This is a genomic window from Kitasatospora sp. DSM 101779 (genome assembly GCF_025655475.1).
Taxonomy (GTDB): Bacteria; Actinomycetota; Actinomycetes; order Streptomycetales; family Streptomycetaceae; genus Kitasatospora.
In genome coordinates this window covers 4,193,684-4,209,802 of record NZ_JAHTIK010000001.1, presented here as the reverse complement: position 1 = coordinate 4,209,802, position 16,119 = coordinate 4,193,684, and the positions used below count along the sequence as shown (strand labels likewise).

Sequence of the window (16,119 nt, the reverse complement as noted above, 5' to 3'; positions counted from 1 at the left end):
TCCCAGCAGAAACGGACCATTCGGGCGATAGGGTCGCCGTGACCTCACCCTGGAGCGCCCGACCGAGGAGGAGCATCCCAGCATGAGCCTGCGCCTGAGGACGATCAGTCGCGAGGAGCACCTCGCCTTCGTCCAGTCCCGTCCCTCCGCCAGCCACATGCAGGTGCCCGCCTGGGCCGACGTCAAGGCCGAGTGGCGCTCGGAGAGCCTCGGCTGGTTCGACCCGTCCGGCGGGATCGTGGGCGCGGGCCTGGTGCTCTACCGCCAGCTCCCCAAGGTGAAGCGCTACCTGGCCTACCTGCCGGAGGGGCCGGTGATCGACTGGTTCGACCAGGACCTCGACGCCTGGCTGCAGCCGATGCTGGCCCACCTCAGGGCCCAGGGCGCCTTCTCGGTGAAGATGGGCCCGCCGGTGGTCGTCCGCCGCTGGGACGCCACCACCCTCAAGGCGGCCATCGCGAGCAAGGAGGCCAAGCGGCTGCGCGACGTCGAGCCGGACTGGTACGAGCCGCGCGCCTTCGAGGTCGCCGACCGGCTCCGCCGGGCCGGCTGGCTGCAGGGCGAGGACGGCGGCGCGGGCTTCGGCGACGTCCAGCCCCGGTACGTCTTCCAGGTGCCGCTGGCCGACCGCTCGCTCGACGACGTGCAGCGCGGCTTCAACCAGTTGTGGCGGCGCAACATCAAGAAGGCCGAGAAGAGCGGCGTCGAGGTCGTCCAGGGCGGCTACGACGATCTGGAGGTCTTCCACCGGCTGTACGTCGTCACCGCCGAGCGGGACCGATTCACCCCGCGCCCGCTGGCCTACTTCCAGCGGATGTGGAAGGCACTGGCGGCCGAGGACCCGAACCGGATGCGGCTCTACATCGCCTACCACGAGGGCGAACCGCTGGCCGCGACCACCATGCTCGCCGTCGGCGAGCACGTCTGGTACTCCTACGGCGCCTCCGCCGACCACAAACGCGAGGTCAAGCCGTCGAACGCGATCCAGTGGCGGATGATGCGCGACGCCTACGCCCTCGGCGCCACCCTCTACGACCTGCGCGGGATCAGCGACACCCTGCAGGAGGACGACCACCTCTTCGGACTGATCCAGTTCAAGCTCGGCACCGGCGGCCAGGCCGCCGAGTACCTCGGCGAGTGGGACTTCCCGCTGAACAAGCTGCTGCACAAGGCGCTCGACCTCTACATGTCGCGCCGCTGAGACGCCCTCACCACATCCTCGGGGAGTGACGATGACCCTGTCGCTGTACGTGGACACCGCCCGGTGGCGGGCGCACCAGCAGGCGGTGCTGGCGGAGTTCCCCGGCCTGGTGCCGGTGGCCAAGGGCAACGGCTACGGGCTGGGCAACGCCCGGCTCGCCGAGGAGGCCGCGCGGCTCGGCACCGGGATGCTGGCGGTGGGCACCGCCCGGGAGGCCGCCGACGTCAGCTTCCCCGGGGACCTGCTGGTGCTCACCCCGTACCGGCCGGGCGAGGACGCGCCCGCCGTGCCGCCGGGGACGATCCGCACGGTCGCCCACGTCGAGGCGCTGCGGGCGCTCCCGGCCGGCACCCGGGTGGTGGTGGAGTGCATGACCAGCATGAGACGCCACGGCATCGCCCGCGCCGACCTGGCGAAACTGCCGACGGACGGCCCGGTGGTGGAGGGCTTCGCGCTGCACCTCCCGCTGGACCGGCCGGACGGCTCCGACCCGGTCGGGGAGGTGGCCGACTGGATGGCGGCGATCGCGGCGGCCGGCCCGGCGCCGGCCTCGGTCTACCTGAGCCACCTGGCCGCCGACGACGTGGCCCGGCTGAGCGCCCGCCACCCGGACACGGCCTTCCGCTCCCGGATCGGCACCCGGCTCTGGCTCGGCGACGTCGCCGCGCTGCACGCCGCGGCCACCGTGCTGGACGTGACCGCGGTGGCCAAGGGCGAGCGCTACGGCTACCGCCAGCACAAGGCGCCGTCCGACGGCCACCTGCTGGTGGTGACCGGCGGCACCGCGCACGGGGTCGGCATGGAGGCGCCCAAGTACCTGCACGGCATGCTGCCCCGGGCCAAGGGCCTGGCCCGGGCCGGCCTGGCCGCCGTGAACCGGACCCTGTCCCCGTACGCCTGGGCCGGCCGCCAACTGTGGTTCGCCGAGCCGCCGCACATGCAGGTGTCGATCCTCTTCCTGCCCGGGGAGCTCAAGCCCCCGGTGATCGGCGACGAACTCCCGCTCACCGTCCGGCACACCACCACGCACTTCGACCGCGTGGTCGACCACCGGGAGACCCTGCTGGGCGCGGCCTAGGGCTCGTCCCGGCCGGCGGCGGCGCCTTCCGCAGGCACCGGGGTGCCCTCGTCGGGCTCCGTCCAGGTCCAGTCGTCCCGCGGCGCGTACTCCGCGTAGGTCGCCTCCTCGCGCAGCCGGCGGGCACTGCCCAGCACGAAGACGTCCGGGGCGCCGTCCAGCACGCCGCCGGACGGGTCGTCGCTGCCGTCCCAGCGCACGGGGTCGTGCTCCGGGTGCAGCATGTCCCGGACGACCATCGCGCAGAGGTAGAGCGTGCCCAGCAGGTGCAGGGCGATCGCCAGGTGGTACCAGTCCTGGCCGATGCCGTGCTGCTTGGAGTCGCCGGTGTAGGCGAGGTACGACCAGACGCCGAGGAAGTACAGCACCTCGCAGGTCTGCCAGATCAGGAAGTCCCGCCAGCGCGGCCGGGCGAGGGCGGCGAGCGGGATCAGCCACAGCACGTACTGCGGCGAGTAGACCTTGTTGGTGAGCACGAACGCGGCCACCACCAGCAGGGCGAGCTGGGCGAAGCGGGGGCGCCGCGGGGCGGAGAGCGCGAGCCAGCCGACGGCCAGGCAGCAGAGCACCAGCAGCACCGAGATCCAGGTGTTGAGGGTGGGGAGCTGCTGGTTGCGGTCCTGCATGAGGATCAGCCAGAACGAGCCGAAGTCCTCCTTGCGGACCTGGCTGAAGGTGTAGAAGGTCGCCCAGCCCTTGAAATTGGCGATCATGATGGGCAGGTTGACGACCAGCCAGGCCGCGACCGCGCCGCCGAGCGCCCGGCCGAAGTCGCGCCACTTCCCCGCCCGCCAGCACAGCACCAGCAGCGGCCCGAGCAGCAGCACGGGGTAGAGCTTGGCCGCGGTGGCCAGTCCGATGAGGACACCCGCCGCGACCGGCCGGGAACCGGCCCAGTACGCCATGGCCACGGCGGCCAGCGCCACCGCGAGCATGTCCCAGTTGATGGTGGAGTCCAGGGCCAGGCAGGGGGCGGCGGCGAACAGCAGCGCGTCCCAGGGGCGGCGCCGGTGGGTACGGGTGAGCGCCACCACGACCACCACCGCACAGACCATCAGCATGCCCGCGTTGACCATCCAGAACCACTGCTCGCGCCCCTGCAGCTCCCCGCCGGTCGGCGTCAGCCAGGCCGCGACCTGCATGAACAGACCGGTCAGGACGGGGTACTCCAGGTACTGCATGTCCTGGGTCGGGAAGGGCAGCGGGTCCAGGTACGGATGGCGCCCGCTGTCGAAGCCGCGACCGGAGAACAGGTGCGGGATGTCGCTGTAGCAGGCGTGCGTGTACTGGGTGGTCGCGCCGTGGAACCAGCCGCCGTCGTAGCAGGGGATCTTCTGCACCAGGCCGAGCACATAGGTGACGATGACGACCAGGGCGAGGAAGCGGGCCGGGGTCCACCAGGAGACGCCCAGCAGGGCACGGCGCCCGGGCGGGCCGCCGAACACCTCGCTGCCGGCCGCCGCCACCGGGTCCTCGTCGGCTGGCACGACGACGGTGTTGGGCAGCGGACCGGCCGGTACGGGCGCGGGCCCGGCGGTCTCGTGGGTGCTGGACGTCATGGCGGACATACTGCCGCACCACCGCCCGCACGACGAGGAGACCCCGGCAAAGACACCGGCGCCGGCCCGCCCCCGAGGGGGTGGACCGGCGCCGGTGTTCGGTCACTGTCCCGGCAGGGCTCCTCCGCCGCCACCGCCGCCGCCCAGGGTGGAGGTGTCGGTCGGACTCGGCGACGGCTTGCCGGGCCGGGTGGGCGTCCGGGTCGGGCAGAGGATGAAGCAGCTCTGCGTGGCGGTCGGCGACGGGGTGCCGCCGGTCGGCCCGCTGGTCGGGCTCGGCGTGGTCGACGGGCTCTCCGTGGGCGAGGCACTGGTCGAGGCCGAGGCGGAGGCGGAGGGCGAGGCGGTGGACGGGGCGCCCGAGGCGTCCACCTTCACACCGGCCTCCTCCGGGTCCGGGAAGTTGCGCGGGCTGCCCGGGCCGATGACCTTCATGTAGCGGGTGAAGACGTCGGTCGGGAAGTCACCACCGTGGATCTCGGTCTTGCCGGCGGTGCCGTCGAGCGAGAGCAGACCGGGCTTGCCCGGCTCCTCGCGCCACATGCCGACCGAGGTCACCAGGCTGTTGGTGTAGCCGACCCACCAGGCCGAGGTGCCGGCGTCGGTGGTACCGGTCTTGCCCGCCACCGGGAAGCCCAGCTCGTTGGTCTTCTTACCGGTGCCGTTCTTGGCCACGTTCTCCAGCACGTCGGTGATGTTGTCGGCGACGGCCGCGTCGAGCACCTTCTTCGGGGTCGACTTGGTGAACTGGGGCAGCTCGATGCCGTCCTTGGTCACCCGCTTCACCGAGTACGGGTCGGTCTGCTGGCCGTGGGCGGCGAACACCGAGTAGGCCGAGGCCATGCGGATCGCGCTCGGGGTCGAGGTGCCGAGCGGGAAGGTGATGGTGCTGGACGGCGCCAGGCTGGCCTGGCGCAGGCCCATCCTCAGCACCATGGCCTCGACGTTCTTACCGCCGACGTCCTGGTTGAGCTGGACGAAGGGCACGTTGTAGGAGTTCTTCATGGCCTCCTTCAGCGTCACGTACCCCGGGGCGGAGGTGCTGTCGTTGCGCTGGCGGTAGGGCTGGCCGTTGTCGCCTATGACGGGGCTGCCGTCCGGCTTGAAGATCTCGGTCAGGTTGTTGGCCATGTACCGGCTGTCGGTGCTGATCCTGGTCGGCTTGCCGTCGTCGTCCGTCTTGGTCAGCACGCCGGTCTGCATGGCGGTGGCCAGGACGAAGGGCTTGAAGGTCGAGCCGACCGGGATGCCGGTGGCGTCGGCGTTGTTGGTGTAGTGGCCCTTCTCGATGCCCTCGCCACCGTAGATGGCCACGATGGCACCGTCGTTGGGCAGCACCGAGGCGGCGCCCATCTGCACGAACTTGTCCTGGTCGCGCCTGTCCGGGTGGAGGTTGTCCTTCTGGAAGCCGTCCACGGCGTTCTTCAGCGCGTCGACCTTGGACTTCTCGAAGGTGGTGTAGATCTTGTAGCCGCCGCGCTGGAGCTCGGCGTCCGTGATGGTCGGGTCCTTCGCCATCAGGTACTTGTTGGCCGTCTCCACCAGGTAGCTGATCTCACCGGTCATGTTGGACGCGGCCTTCGGCGGGATCGGCTCCGGGAAGGCCTTGCCGCACTTGTCGACGTCCTCCTTGGAGGCGAGGTTGGCGACGACCATCCGGTTGAGGACGTACTCCCAGCGCTCCTGCATGCGCTTGTGGTTCTCGGGGTTCAGCGACGGGTCGTAGAGGCCGGCGCCCTTGAGCAGGCCGGCCAGCATGGCGCCCTGGCAGATGTCGATCTTCGAGGCGTCCTTGCCGTAGTACGCCTGCGCCGCGGCCTGGACCCCGATGGAGTTCCGGCCGTACCAGCTGGTGTTGAGGTAGCCCTTGAGCACCTCGTCCTTCCGGTCGGCGATCTTGAGCGTGATGAACAGCTCCTTGACCTTGCGGGTCAGGGTCTGATCACGGCTCAGGTAGTAGTTCTTGACGTACTGCTGGGTGATCGTCGAACCGCCCTGGGTCTCGCCGCCGGTGGCCATCTTGTAGACGGCGCGGGCGATGCCCTTGGGGTCGATGCCCTTGTCGGTGCGGAAGGTCTCGTTCTCGGCCGCGATCGTGGTGTCCTGCGCCGCCCGGCTGATGTCGGCCAGCGGGACGACCTGGCGGTTGGTGGTGCCCTTGCGGGTCATCTCACTGCCGTCGGCCCAGAAGTAGATGTTGTTCTGCTCGTCGAACTGCTTGTTGGCGTCCGGGACGGGGGTCATCGCGAAGGCGACGCCCACGGCCGCGACGGTGCCGCCGAAGAAGATCAGGAAGAGCGTGAGGATCTGCTTCCACGAGGGGATCCAGCGGCGGAGGCCGCTCTTGCCCCAGCGCGGGTAGTCGATGAACTTCTTCTTGCCCGGGCTGCCGGCCGGCGGGCCGCCGCGGCGCCCGCCACCACCGCCTCCGCCCTTCTGGGCCTGGCGGCGCATCTCGGCCCGGGTGAGCCGGGGCTGCTGGGCGGTCTCGCGAGCGGCCGCACGCGCACGGCGGAGCCCGTCGGCCCGGAGCTCGTCCTGGCCGGGCCGACCGTGGGAGGACGCACCCTGCGAGGGGTTGCCCTGGGGGTACGGGCGACGACCGTCGCCAGGGCCGCCCGGGGGCTGGCCGCCTCCGTTGGGCGACCTTCGCCGGTGTTCGCTCATCTCTCAGCAACTCCTCGGTCGGGCTGTCCGGGCCCGAAGGCAGGGTTCACGTCCGATGCCCGCAACCGCCTGATCCCCGGAGGTGGTCCTCGTGCACACGCGACAGCGTACGCATCCTTCAAACGTCAACATTCGGACATCAAAGGACAAAAGCCACATATCTTCGGCAGATCATTACAGTGCCGTTGCCTAGCGGCCCGCGTCGGCCTTGACGCGGGGCCCGCACGCGCCCCATCGCCACGCACCGCGGCCGCCTTGTGATCACGTTCACGCGTGCCCCCCTTGCTCGCATCGTGACCCCGGTTTACTGTTCTCGATATATCGAGCCGATACATCGGAGCGGCATAGCCGCGCCGTGCATCGGACCGGACGGCCACGGGGAGAGGAGGCGGCAGGGGATGAGCAGGCGTTCCGGAGTGCTGGAGTTCGCCGTTCTCGGACTGCTGCACGACGCCCCGATGCACGGCTACGAGCTGCGCAAGCGCCTCAACGTCCTGCTCGGCTCGTTCCGCGCGTTCTCGTACGGCACGCTGTACCCCTGCCTGAAGAACCTGGTCGCCCAGGGCTTCCTGGTCGAGGACAACCCGGACGTCGAGTACGTTCCCGCCACCGCGCTCAACGGCAAGCGGTCGAAGATCGTCTACCGGCTCTCCCCCGAGGGCAAGCAGCGCTTCGAGGAGCTGCTCGCCGACTCGGGCCCGGACGCCTGGGAGGACGAGCACTTCGGCGTCCACTTCGCGTTCTTCGCGCGGACCGACAAGGCCGTGCGGATGCGCGTCCTGGAGGGCCGCCGCAGCCGGCTGGAGGAGCGGCTGGAGCGGATGCGCACCTCGATCGCCCGCACCCGCGAGCGGTTCGACGACTACACCCTCGAACTCCAGCGGCACGGACTCGAATCGGTGGAGCGCGAGGTCCGCTGGCTCAACGAGCTCATCGAGACCGAGCGTGCCAACCGCACCGGGCGCAACGGCGCGTCGACCGGTGCGACACAGACTTCGGACGGCCGTGGCCAGGAGGCCGGGTCCTCGGACCCGCCGGGGCCACCGCACGACCGCCCGGGGCGCTCCGCTCAGGAGCGCTGAGACCCGCGGCCCGGTGCCCTCGCAGCACCGGATCCACGGGAGGAGTGGGCGCCGCGCGCCCGTCAGACAGTCATACCAGTAGGGACGAGAACCGCCTTCCCGGCGGGCCTCATGAGAACACAGGGAGCAACCGGAATGGGTTCGGTTCGCGTAGCCATCGTGGGCGTGGGCAACTGCGCCGCGTCGCTGGTGCAGGGTGTCGAGTACTACAAGGACGCCGACCCGGCCGGCAAGGTCCCCGGGCTGATGCACGTGCAGTTCGGCGACTACCACGTCCGTGACGTGGAGTTCGTCGCCGCGTTCGACGTCGACGCCAAGAAGGTCGGCTTCGACCTGGCCGACGCCATCGGCAACAGCGAGAACAACACCATCAAGATCTGCGACGTGCCGCCGACCGGCGTCACCGTTCAGCGCGGCCACACCCTGGACGGCCTGGGCAAGTACTACCTCGAGACCATCGAGGAGTCGGACGAGGCCCCGGTCGACGTCGTCCAGGTTCTCAAGGACAAGCAGGTCGACGTCCTGGTCTGCTACCTGCCCGTCGGTTCCGAGGCCGCGGCCAAGTTCTACGCCCAGTGCGCCATCGACGCCAAGGTCGCCTTCGTGAACGCCCTCCCGGTGTTCATCGCCGGCACCAAGGAGTGGGCGGACAAGTTCACCGAGGCCGGCGTGCCGATCGTCGGTGACGACATCAAGTCGCAGGTCGGCGCCACCATCACGCACCGCGTGATGGCGAAGCTCTTCGAGGACCGCGGTGTCATCCTCGAGCGCACCATGCAGCTGAACGTCGGCGGCAACATGGACTTCAAGAACATGCTCGAGCGCGAGCGCCTGGAGTCCAAGAAGATCTCCAAGACCCAGGCCGTCACCTCGCAGATCCGCGACCGCGAGCTGGGTGCGAAGAACGTCCACATCGGCCCGTCCGACTACGTCGCGTGGCTCGACGACCGCAAGTGGGCGTACGTCCGCCTCGAGGGCCGCGCGTTCGGCGACGTCCCGCTGAACCTGGAGTACAAGCTCGAGGTCTGGGACTCCCCGAACTCGGCCGGTGTCATCATCGACGCCGTGCGCGCCGCGAAGATCGCCAAGGACCGCGGCATCGGCGGCCCGATCCTCTCCGCGTCCTCCTACTTCATGAAGTCCCCGCCGGTCCAGTACTTCGACGACGAGGCCAAGGAGAACGTCGAGAAGTTCATCCGCGGCGAGGTCGAGCGCTGAACCAGCGGCACCGCACCCGGCGACGGGCGCTGATCCGCTGAGCGGTCTCACCCCGATGGGCCCCGGTCGACGACCGGGGCCCATCGGCGTTCCCGGAGCCGAGGGATGTTTCACGTGAAACCGCGCCGCCCGGCATGGCAACCTGTCGGGGTGGCGATCATCCAGAACGACGGCAGGCAGGCTCCCCAGCGCGCCACCCTCCGCGGGCTGTTGCGCGGGCGCGACTTCCGCCGGCTGCTCGTGGTCCGGATGCTCAGCCAGCTCTCCGACGGCACCTTCCAGGTCGCGCTGGCCGCGTACGTGATCTTCTCACCCGAGCGGCAGTCCTCCCCCGCCGACATCGCCGCGGTGTTGGCCGTCATGCTGCTGCCGTTCTCGGTGGTCGGCCCGTTCGCCGGTGTGCTGCTCGACCGCTGGCGCCGCCGGCAGGTCCTCCACTACGGCAACCTCGCCCGCTTCGGGCTGGGCCTGGTCACCGCGGCCCTGCTGCTCGGCCGCGCCCCCGAGTGGCTCTTCTTCGCCTCCGCGCTGCTGGTCACCGCCCTCAACCGGTTCATCCTGGCGGGCCTGTCCGCCGCGCTGCCCCGGGTGGTCGGACCCGGGCAGCTGGTCACCGCCAACGCCGTCTCCCCCACCCTGGGCACGGTCGCCGCCACCCTCGGCGGCGGGCTCGGATTCCTCGTCCACCAGGTGCTCCCGCCCAGCCCGCGGGCCGACGCCGCCCTGGTCGGCATCGCCGCCCTGCTCTACCTCTCCGCCGCACTGGCCGCGCTGCTCATCGACCGCGACCTGCTCGGCCCCGAGCACCACCCCGGCCGTCCGCCACTGCGCCGGGCGCTCACCACCGCCGCCCGCGACCTCGGCACCGCACTGCGGCACCTGGTCCGCGACTGCCGCCCGGCCACCCACGCGCTGGCCGCGGTCACCCTGGCCCGGTTCTGCTACGGCGTGCTGATCGTCGTGGTGCTGATGCTCTCCCGCTACACCTTCAACTCCCCCGACGACGCCGCCGGCGGCCTGACCAGCCTCGGCCGCGCGGTCGGATTCTCCGCGGTCGGCTTCTTCCTTGCCGCACTGATCAGCCCCTGGTGCACCCGCAGGCTCGGCCTCACCGGGTGGATGGTGACCTGCCTCGCCGCCGCGGCGGTCTTCGTCCCCGCCCTCGGCCTGTCGTTCCGCGAGTGGCCGAGCCTGGTCGCCGCGCTGCTGCTCGGCGTGGTCACCCAGGGCACCAAGATCTGCGCCGACACGCTCGTCCAGGAGTCGGTCGAGGACGACTACCGGGGCCGGGTCTTCGCCGTCTACGACGTCCTGTTCAACGTCTCCTTCGTCGCCGCCGCCGGCGTGACCGCCGTGGTCCTGCCGCTGGACGGACGGTCCGTCGCGGTGGTCTGCGGGGTCGCCCTGACCTACGCGCTGGGCGCCCTGTACTACGCCCGGGCGGCCCGTTCCGACCGCCGCGGGCAGGGACTGACGTCCCGTCGGCCCGCCGGGAGTCGCTAAGGTACGTCCGCGTACCGGCGCGACCTCAGCAGCCCACGGGGGGATCGATGAGCACACCGCAGAATCCGTACGGCCAGCCGCAGTACGGCACGGCGCCCCAGGGCCAGCCGCCCTACGGCGCACCCCCGCCGCCTCCGGCGTACGGCCAGCCACCGGCCTACGGGCAGCCACCCGCCTACGGCCAACCTCCCGCCTACGGGTCGCCGCCGCCGGCGTACGGCTACCCCGGCCCGGGACAGCAGCCGCCCGCCCCGCCCGGCGGACCGCAGCCCCCGTACGGTGGCGGCCCGGGACACCAGGCACCCGCGTACCCGCCGCCGCCCGGGCCCGCCGCCGTGCCCGCACCGCCGAAGCCGAAGCGCGGGCTGAGGTTCTGGCTGCGTGCCGGCGTGGTGGCGGCCGGCGCGCTCGTGATCGTCATCGGGTTCTTCGTCGCCGACTCCTCGCCCTCAGCCGCCAAGGCGGGCGACTGCGTGGAGAAGACCGGCTACAAGAGCGTCTCCAAGGTGGCCTGCACCGACCCGAAGGCCACCTACAAGGTGCTGAACAACATCAGCGGCGGCAGCGCGGCCGCCTGCGACGGCACCCCCGGGACGACGGCCACCTTCAGCGGCAGCACCGGCCGCCGCTGGCGCAAGAAGCACTACGTGCTCTGCCTCGGCCCGCTCACCTCCGGTTCGGTCAAGACCCCGGGTTCGACCGCCTCGCCGAAGAAGTTCTGACCGCCGGCGCACCGCAGGGCCCGGGGACACCCGTCCCCGGGCCCTGCGCCGTCAGCTCAGCAGGACGGCCAGCTCGTCACCGTCCGCACCCTCCTCGACGGCCTGCAGCAGCAGCCGGCGGCGCCGGGCGACGGCGCGCTCGCCGTCGTCGAGGACGACCCGCTCCAGCCGGTCCACCCGGTCGGCCATCGCGTCGATCTTGCTGCTGTTCCGGCCGACCTCGACCGCCAGTGCATTGAGCAGCGGCACCACCGCCGTGCCGACGACGTCCCGCACCACATGCTCGGCCACCCCCGCGACCGCCGCCTGCAGCGAGCCCTCGGGCCACCGCGGCGCGTTGTCCACAGGCAGTGCGGCGTTTTCCACAGCCGTCCGGCGCGCGGCCTGCTCGGCGTCCAGCAGGTGGCAGCGCACCTGCCGGGCGGTCTCGCTGTCCCGCAGCAGCATGGCGACGTTGAGGACGGCACGCCTGGTGAACAGGGCGAGGGAGCGGGCGCGCGACCGAATCCCACTGACCTCCTTGAAGGAGGCCAGTCGCGCACCGGCCACCACGACGTACCCGTTGGCGGCCAGCTCGGACCGGTGATCGACCACCAGGGAGTAGATGGCCTTGAGGCTCACCCCGAAGTAGGCCGCCACTCCCTCGGTGGTGACGTGCACGCCGTCCGGCAGCAGTTCCAGTGCCCGCACCCGGTCGAGTGCCTCGACCCGGTCGGCGACGGTCGCCCGCATGGTCGGCGACTCCAGGAGGACTGCATCCACAGCCATGGCCGTGTCCTTCCGTCCGGGGAGGGGCGGATCCCCTCCCTCGGACGGAGCAACGCTCCGCCGAGCGGGTGGTTACGCTCGGCAATGCTCGAATACTGGGTTCCCGGCCGAGGCCGGCCCGCTCACTGCTGGCCGGCCCACCACTCCCGCAGCGCGGCGACGGCGTCCTCGTACTCCATCGGGCCGTGCTCCAGGCGGAGTTCCATCAGGAACTTGTAGGCCTTGCCGACCTGCGGGCCGGGCTTGAGGCCGAGCAGCTCCATGATCTGGTTGCCGTCCAGCGCCGGCCGGATCGCGTCGAGCTCCTCCTGCTCCTTGAGCAGGGTGATCCGCTCCTCCAGGGAGTCGTAGGTGCGGGCGAGGGCGGCGGCCTTCTTGCGATTGCGGGTGGTGCAGTCGGAGCGGGTGAGCTTGTGCAGCCGCTCCAGCAGCGGGCCCGCGTCGGTGACGTAGCGTCGCACCGCCGAGTCCGTCCACTCGCCGCCGCCGTAGCCGTGGAACCGCAGGTGCAGCTCGACCAGCCGGGAGACCTCGTCCACCAGCTCGTTGGAGTACTTGAGGGCGCGCATCCGCTTGCGGGTCATCTTGGCGCCGACCACCTCGTGGTGGTGGAAGGAGACCCGGCCGTCGGACTCGAAGCGGCGGGTGCGCGGCTTGCCGATGTCGTGCAGCAGCGCGGCCAGTCGCAGGGTGAGGTCCGGACCGTCCTGCTCCAGCGCGATCGCCTGCTCCAGGACGGTGAGCGAGTGCTCGTAGACGTCCTTGTGGCGGTGGTGCTCGTCACTCTCCAGTCGCAGCGCGGGCAGCTCCGGCAGCACGTGCTCGGCGAGGCCGGTGTCGACCAGCAGCCGCAGGCCCTTCACCGGGTGGGCGGCGAGCAGCAGCTTGTTGAGCTCGGCCTGGACGCGCTCGGCGGAGACGATGGTGATCCGCTCGGCCATGGCGGTCATCGCCGCGACGACCTCGGGCGCGGGCGTGAAGTCCAGCTGGGCGGCGAACCGGGCCGCGCGCATCATCCGCAGCGGGTCGTCGGAGAAGGACTCCTCCGGGGTCGCCGGGGTGCGCAGCACCCGGGCCTCCAGGTCCTCCAGGCCGCGGTGCGGGTCGACGAAGCCGCGGCCGGGCAGGTCGACGGCCATCGCGTTGACGGTGAAGTCGCGACGGACGAGGTCCTGCTCGATGGTGTCGCCGTAGGTGACCTCGGGCTTGCGCGAGGAACGGTCGTACGCCTCGGAGCGGTAGGTGGTGATCTCGATCAGGAAGGAGCCGTCGGCGGTGTCCTTGCGGGCGCCCACGGTGCCGAAGGCGATACCGACGTCCCAGACCGCGTCGGCCCAGCCCTTGACCAGCTTGAGCACCTGGTGCGGGCGGGCGTCGGTGGTGAAGTCCAGGTCGTTGCCCAGCCGGCCGAGCAGCGCGTCCCGGACGGATCCGCCGACCAGCGCCAACCGGAAGCCGGCCGCCTGGAAGCGGCGGGCGATCTCGTCGGCGACCGGCGAGACCCGGAGCAGTTCCTGCAGACCGAGGGTCTGCGCCTCACTCAGCCCGGGCAGGGCGGTCGGCACGGTGGAACTGGAATGATGGACGCTGGAGTCATTGGCAGTGGACACGGCTCCCTAGGGTACGTGCCCGGCAGGCACCGCCGCCTGTCCGTTTTCCCGTGTGCGGCGCTCGTCGCCCGGGTGCGCCGGGTGCCCCCGCCGGGCAGTCGGCGGCCCGCACCACCGGTGGCTCGGACACGTCGTTACCATGCCGGGAGAGCCAGGTACGGGCGGCGCCCGCGGGTGCTCCGGTCGGCCGGGGCTGCCCGGCGCCGGACGAGGCCTCCGGCCGGGTCCGCGGTGGTCATGGTCATCCACTCATTCGATCGAGAAACGGCGAGGGCACAGCACGTGGGCGAGGCTCGGCACGGCCTGACAGCGTACGGACGTGTGGGACGGGCGGCCCGCCGCCTGGCGGCGGTGCTGGCCGGCAGCACCGTCCTGCTGTCCGCGGCGCCGTACGCCACTGCCGCGGCCCCCGCGCGGACGGCCTTCCCGGCCGCCTCCCCGGACTACCCGGCGACCGTGCAGATCGACTCGGTCTCCGCGCCGGTGGCGGGCGACAACGCCACGGTGACCGTCACCGGCCGGGTCACCAACGCCGGCTCGTCCACGGTGAAGGCGGCCCACGTGGTGCTGCGCTCCCCCAAGGAGGAGCTGACCACCCGCAGCGCGATCAACCTGGTCGCCGGGCGCACCAACCCGACCAGCAAGGACGGCACCGTCCTGCCGGGGCACAAGGCGGACCTCGGCGACCTCGCCCCGGGGCAGTCCCGGCCGTACGTCCTGCAGGTGTCGACCTCGGACCTCGGCCTCAGGACGGCCGGCGTGTACGAGCTGGCGGTGGACGTCCGCGACACGGACGAGGACCGCCCGCTGGGCATCGCCCGCACCTTCCTGCCGTACAACACCGCGCCGAGCGGCAAGCAGACCAGGATCGCCACGCTGTGGCCGATCACCCACGCCCCCGAGCTGGTCGCCCAGACCATGCCGGACGACGACCAGATGCCGGTGCTGCGGGACGACAGCCTGACGACCGAGCTCGCTCCGAACGGCCGGCTCGGCAAGCTGGTGTCCATCGGCCAGACCCTGCCCAACCTGACCTGGGTGATCGACCCGGACCTGCTGGACACGGTCTACGCGATGACCAAGCCGTACCGGGTGCAGAAGCCCGGCACGGGGGGCGAGTCCGCCAAGGCCGAGAACACCGTCGCCGGCACCGGCCAGAACGCCGCCACCGCCTGGCTGGCGCAGCTGCGCACGGCGGTGGCCGCCAACGGCTCGCAGGTCGTGGCGCTGCCGTACGCCGACCCTGACCTGGCCTCGATCGCGCACAACGGCAGCGGGCTGGCAGGCATGGACACCGCGCTGCGCAAGGCGTCCACCGCAGGCAAGGTGACCGCCGAGGGCCGGCTGTCGGTGGACGTGAGCAGCGGTGTCGCCTGGCCGTACCAGGGCCGGCTGGACCAGCAGACCGCCGGTGTCGCCCGCACCACCGGCGCCGACCTGGTGCTGGTGAACGGGTCGAGCATGCCGGAGTCGCGCTCGCTCGCCTACACGCCGAACGCGGCGCGGCCGATCGGCAACGGGCAGACCGCGGTGGTGGCCGACCCGGTGCTCTCCTCGCTGTTCTCCGGCGACCTCGACTCCGACCAGGCGCAGAGCCTCGCGGAGCAGCGCTTCCTGGCCGAGACGATGACGATCACCCAGCAGCGCCCGGACGACCAGCGCAGCCTGCTGGTGATGCCCTCCCGGACACTGACGGTGGGCACCGCGGAGGCGCTGGCCGACGCCCTGCACGCGGCCGCGCAGCCGAACGGCTGGGTGGCGCCCACCCGCCTCGACGCGGTGGCCACGGCCCCGGCCGACCCGGACGCCAACGGCTCCGTGCCGGGCGACTACCCGGGCGACCTGCGGGGATCCGAGCTCTCCCCGGCCGCGCTGAGCTCGGTGATGGGCGTGCAGACCGGGCTGGACCAGCTGCTGCAGATCCTCACCCAGCCGCAGCGGGTGCGCGGCCCGTTCAACGCCGCGATGGTCCGCTCGATGTCCACCGAGTGGCGCGACCACGCGGAGTCGTCCGCGGCGTACCGGGACGGCGTGCAGAGCTACCTGGTCAACCTCACCACGGCGGTGAAGGTGCCCGCCAAGAGCGCGATCACGCTGCCGGGCGACAACGCCATCCTGCTCATCAGCGTCAAGAACGACCTCAACCAGGCGGTCGGCAACCTCGAACTGCGCGTCACCTCCTCGCAGGTGAACCGGCTCAACGTGGGCCAGCCGGCGACCGTGGTGCTGGACGGCACCACCAGCCGCACCTTCCGCTTCCCCGCCGAGGCGCAGGTCAACGGGCCGGTGCAGATGACCGCCCAGCTGTGGACGACCGGGCCGAACGCGCAGCCGTACGGCAAGGCGGTGTCCTTCACCGTCGAGGTGACCTCGGTGGCGAGCGGCGTCATGTACGTCATCGGCGGCGGCGTGGTGCTGATGGCGCTGGCCGGCGTCCGGTTCTACCTGCAGCGCAAGAAGCGCTCCGCGGCCGGCGAGGTCGACCTCGACCCAGAGCGGCTGCTGGAGCCGGAGGAGGCCGAGGCCGAAGGGGAGACCGCCGCGGGCGGGGAGACCGGTGGGAAGGCCGCCGGGGAGGCCCCCGCGGAGGCGGGCCGGAAGGGCCCCGGGGAGGCGTCCGACTCCACGCCGGAGAGCGCCGCAGATGCCCGGGATCGGGCCACCGGTGATGAGAAGGTTGGTCACTGAGGGAACCCCGTCCGGGCTCCACC

The 16,119-nt window shown here is 71.5% G+C and carries 11 protein-coding genes; 7 read left to right on the top strand and 4 right to left on the bottom strand.

The window, feature by feature from the left end:
* Positions 1 to 82: 82 nt before the first annotated feature.
* Positions 83 to 1,201 carry a lipid II:glycine glycyltransferase FemX gene (locus tag KSNIM_RS19100; protein WP_263104421.1) on the top strand — a complete coding sequence of 373 codons (1,119 nt, stop codon included), beginning with the start codon at positions 83 to 85 and terminating at the stop codon, positions 1,199 to 1,201.
* A 31-nt stretch (positions 1,202 to 1,232) separates the two neighbouring features.
* Positions 1,233 to 2,279, top strand: coding sequence for an alanine racemase (locus KSNIM_RS19095; RefSeq protein WP_263108019.1), 1,047 nt, complete (start codon positions 1,233 to 1,235; stop codon positions 2,277 to 2,279).
* On the opposite strand, the gene KSNIM_RS19090 is transcribed toward KSNIM_RS19095, so the two are convergent.
* Together KSNIM_RS19090 and KSNIM_RS19085 are read right to left on the bottom strand one after the other, a co-directional pair.
* Positions 2,276 to 3,838: a glycosyltransferase family 87 protein gene (locus KSNIM_RS19090; RefSeq protein WP_263104420.1), complete on the bottom strand. Its 1,563-nt coding sequence runs from the start codon at positions 3,836 to 3,838 to the stop codon at positions 2,276 to 2,278. The two genes, KSNIM_RS19095 and KSNIM_RS19090, sit on opposite strands and share 4 nt — an antisense overlap.
* Before the next feature lie 102 nt (positions 3,839 to 3,940).
* On the bottom strand, positions 3,941 to 6,505 hold the full coding sequence (locus KSNIM_RS19085; RefSeq protein WP_263104419.1) for a transglycosylase domain-containing protein: 2,565 nt from the start codon (positions 6,503 to 6,505) through the stop codon (positions 3,941 to 3,943).
* A gap of 398 nt (positions 6,506 to 6,903) precedes the next feature.
* Between KSNIM_RS19085 and KSNIM_RS19080 the strand changes: the two genes are divergently transcribed.
* From KSNIM_RS19080 to KSNIM_RS19065, 4 genes are all read left to right on the top strand, one after another.
* Complete coding sequence (locus tag KSNIM_RS19080) at positions 6,904 to 7,587, top strand: PadR family transcriptional regulator (protein ID WP_263104418.1); 684 nt, start codon at positions 6,904 to 6,906, stop codon at positions 7,585 to 7,587.
* A gap of 135 nt (positions 7,588 to 7,722) precedes the next feature.
* Entirely contained in the window at positions 7,723 to 8,805 is a 1,083-nt protein-coding gene (locus KSNIM_RS19075; protein ID WP_263104417.1) for an inositol-3-phosphate synthase, read from the top strand.
* 150 nt (positions 8,806 to 8,955) lie between these two features.
* Entirely contained in the window at positions 8,956 to 10,308 is a 1,353-nt protein-coding gene (locus KSNIM_RS19070; protein ID WP_263104416.1) for an MFS transporter, read from the top strand.
* Positions 10,309 to 10,355: 47 nt separating this feature from the next.
* On the top strand, positions 10,356 to 11,030 hold the full coding sequence (locus tag KSNIM_RS19065) for a hypothetical protein (protein WP_263104415.1): 675 nt from the start codon (positions 10,356 to 10,358) through the stop codon (positions 11,028 to 11,030).
* Positions 11,031 to 11,081: 51 nt separating this feature from the next.
* Here KSNIM_RS19065 and KSNIM_RS19060 read toward each other — a convergent pair whose 3' ends face one another.
* A complete protein-coding gene (locus KSNIM_RS19060) occupies positions 11,082 to 11,798 on the bottom strand; it encodes a restriction endonuclease (protein WP_263104414.1) in 717 nt (238 codons plus the stop codon).
* Positions 11,799 to 11,920: 122 nt separating this feature from the next.
* On the bottom strand, positions 11,921 to 13,363 hold the full coding sequence (locus tag KSNIM_RS19055) for a CCA tRNA nucleotidyltransferase (protein WP_411543871.1): 1,443 nt from the start codon (positions 13,361 to 13,363) through the stop codon (positions 11,921 to 11,923).
* A 366-nt stretch (positions 13,364 to 13,729) separates the two neighbouring features.
* Between KSNIM_RS19055 and KSNIM_RS19050 the strand changes: the two genes are divergently transcribed.
* Positions 13,730 to 16,096 (top strand): DUF6049 family protein, encoded by a 2,367-nt coding sequence (locus tag KSNIM_RS19050; RefSeq protein WP_263104413.1) that lies wholly within the window; start codon positions 13,730 to 13,732, stop codon positions 16,094 to 16,096.
* Positions 16,097 to 16,119: the final 23 nt, after the last annotated feature.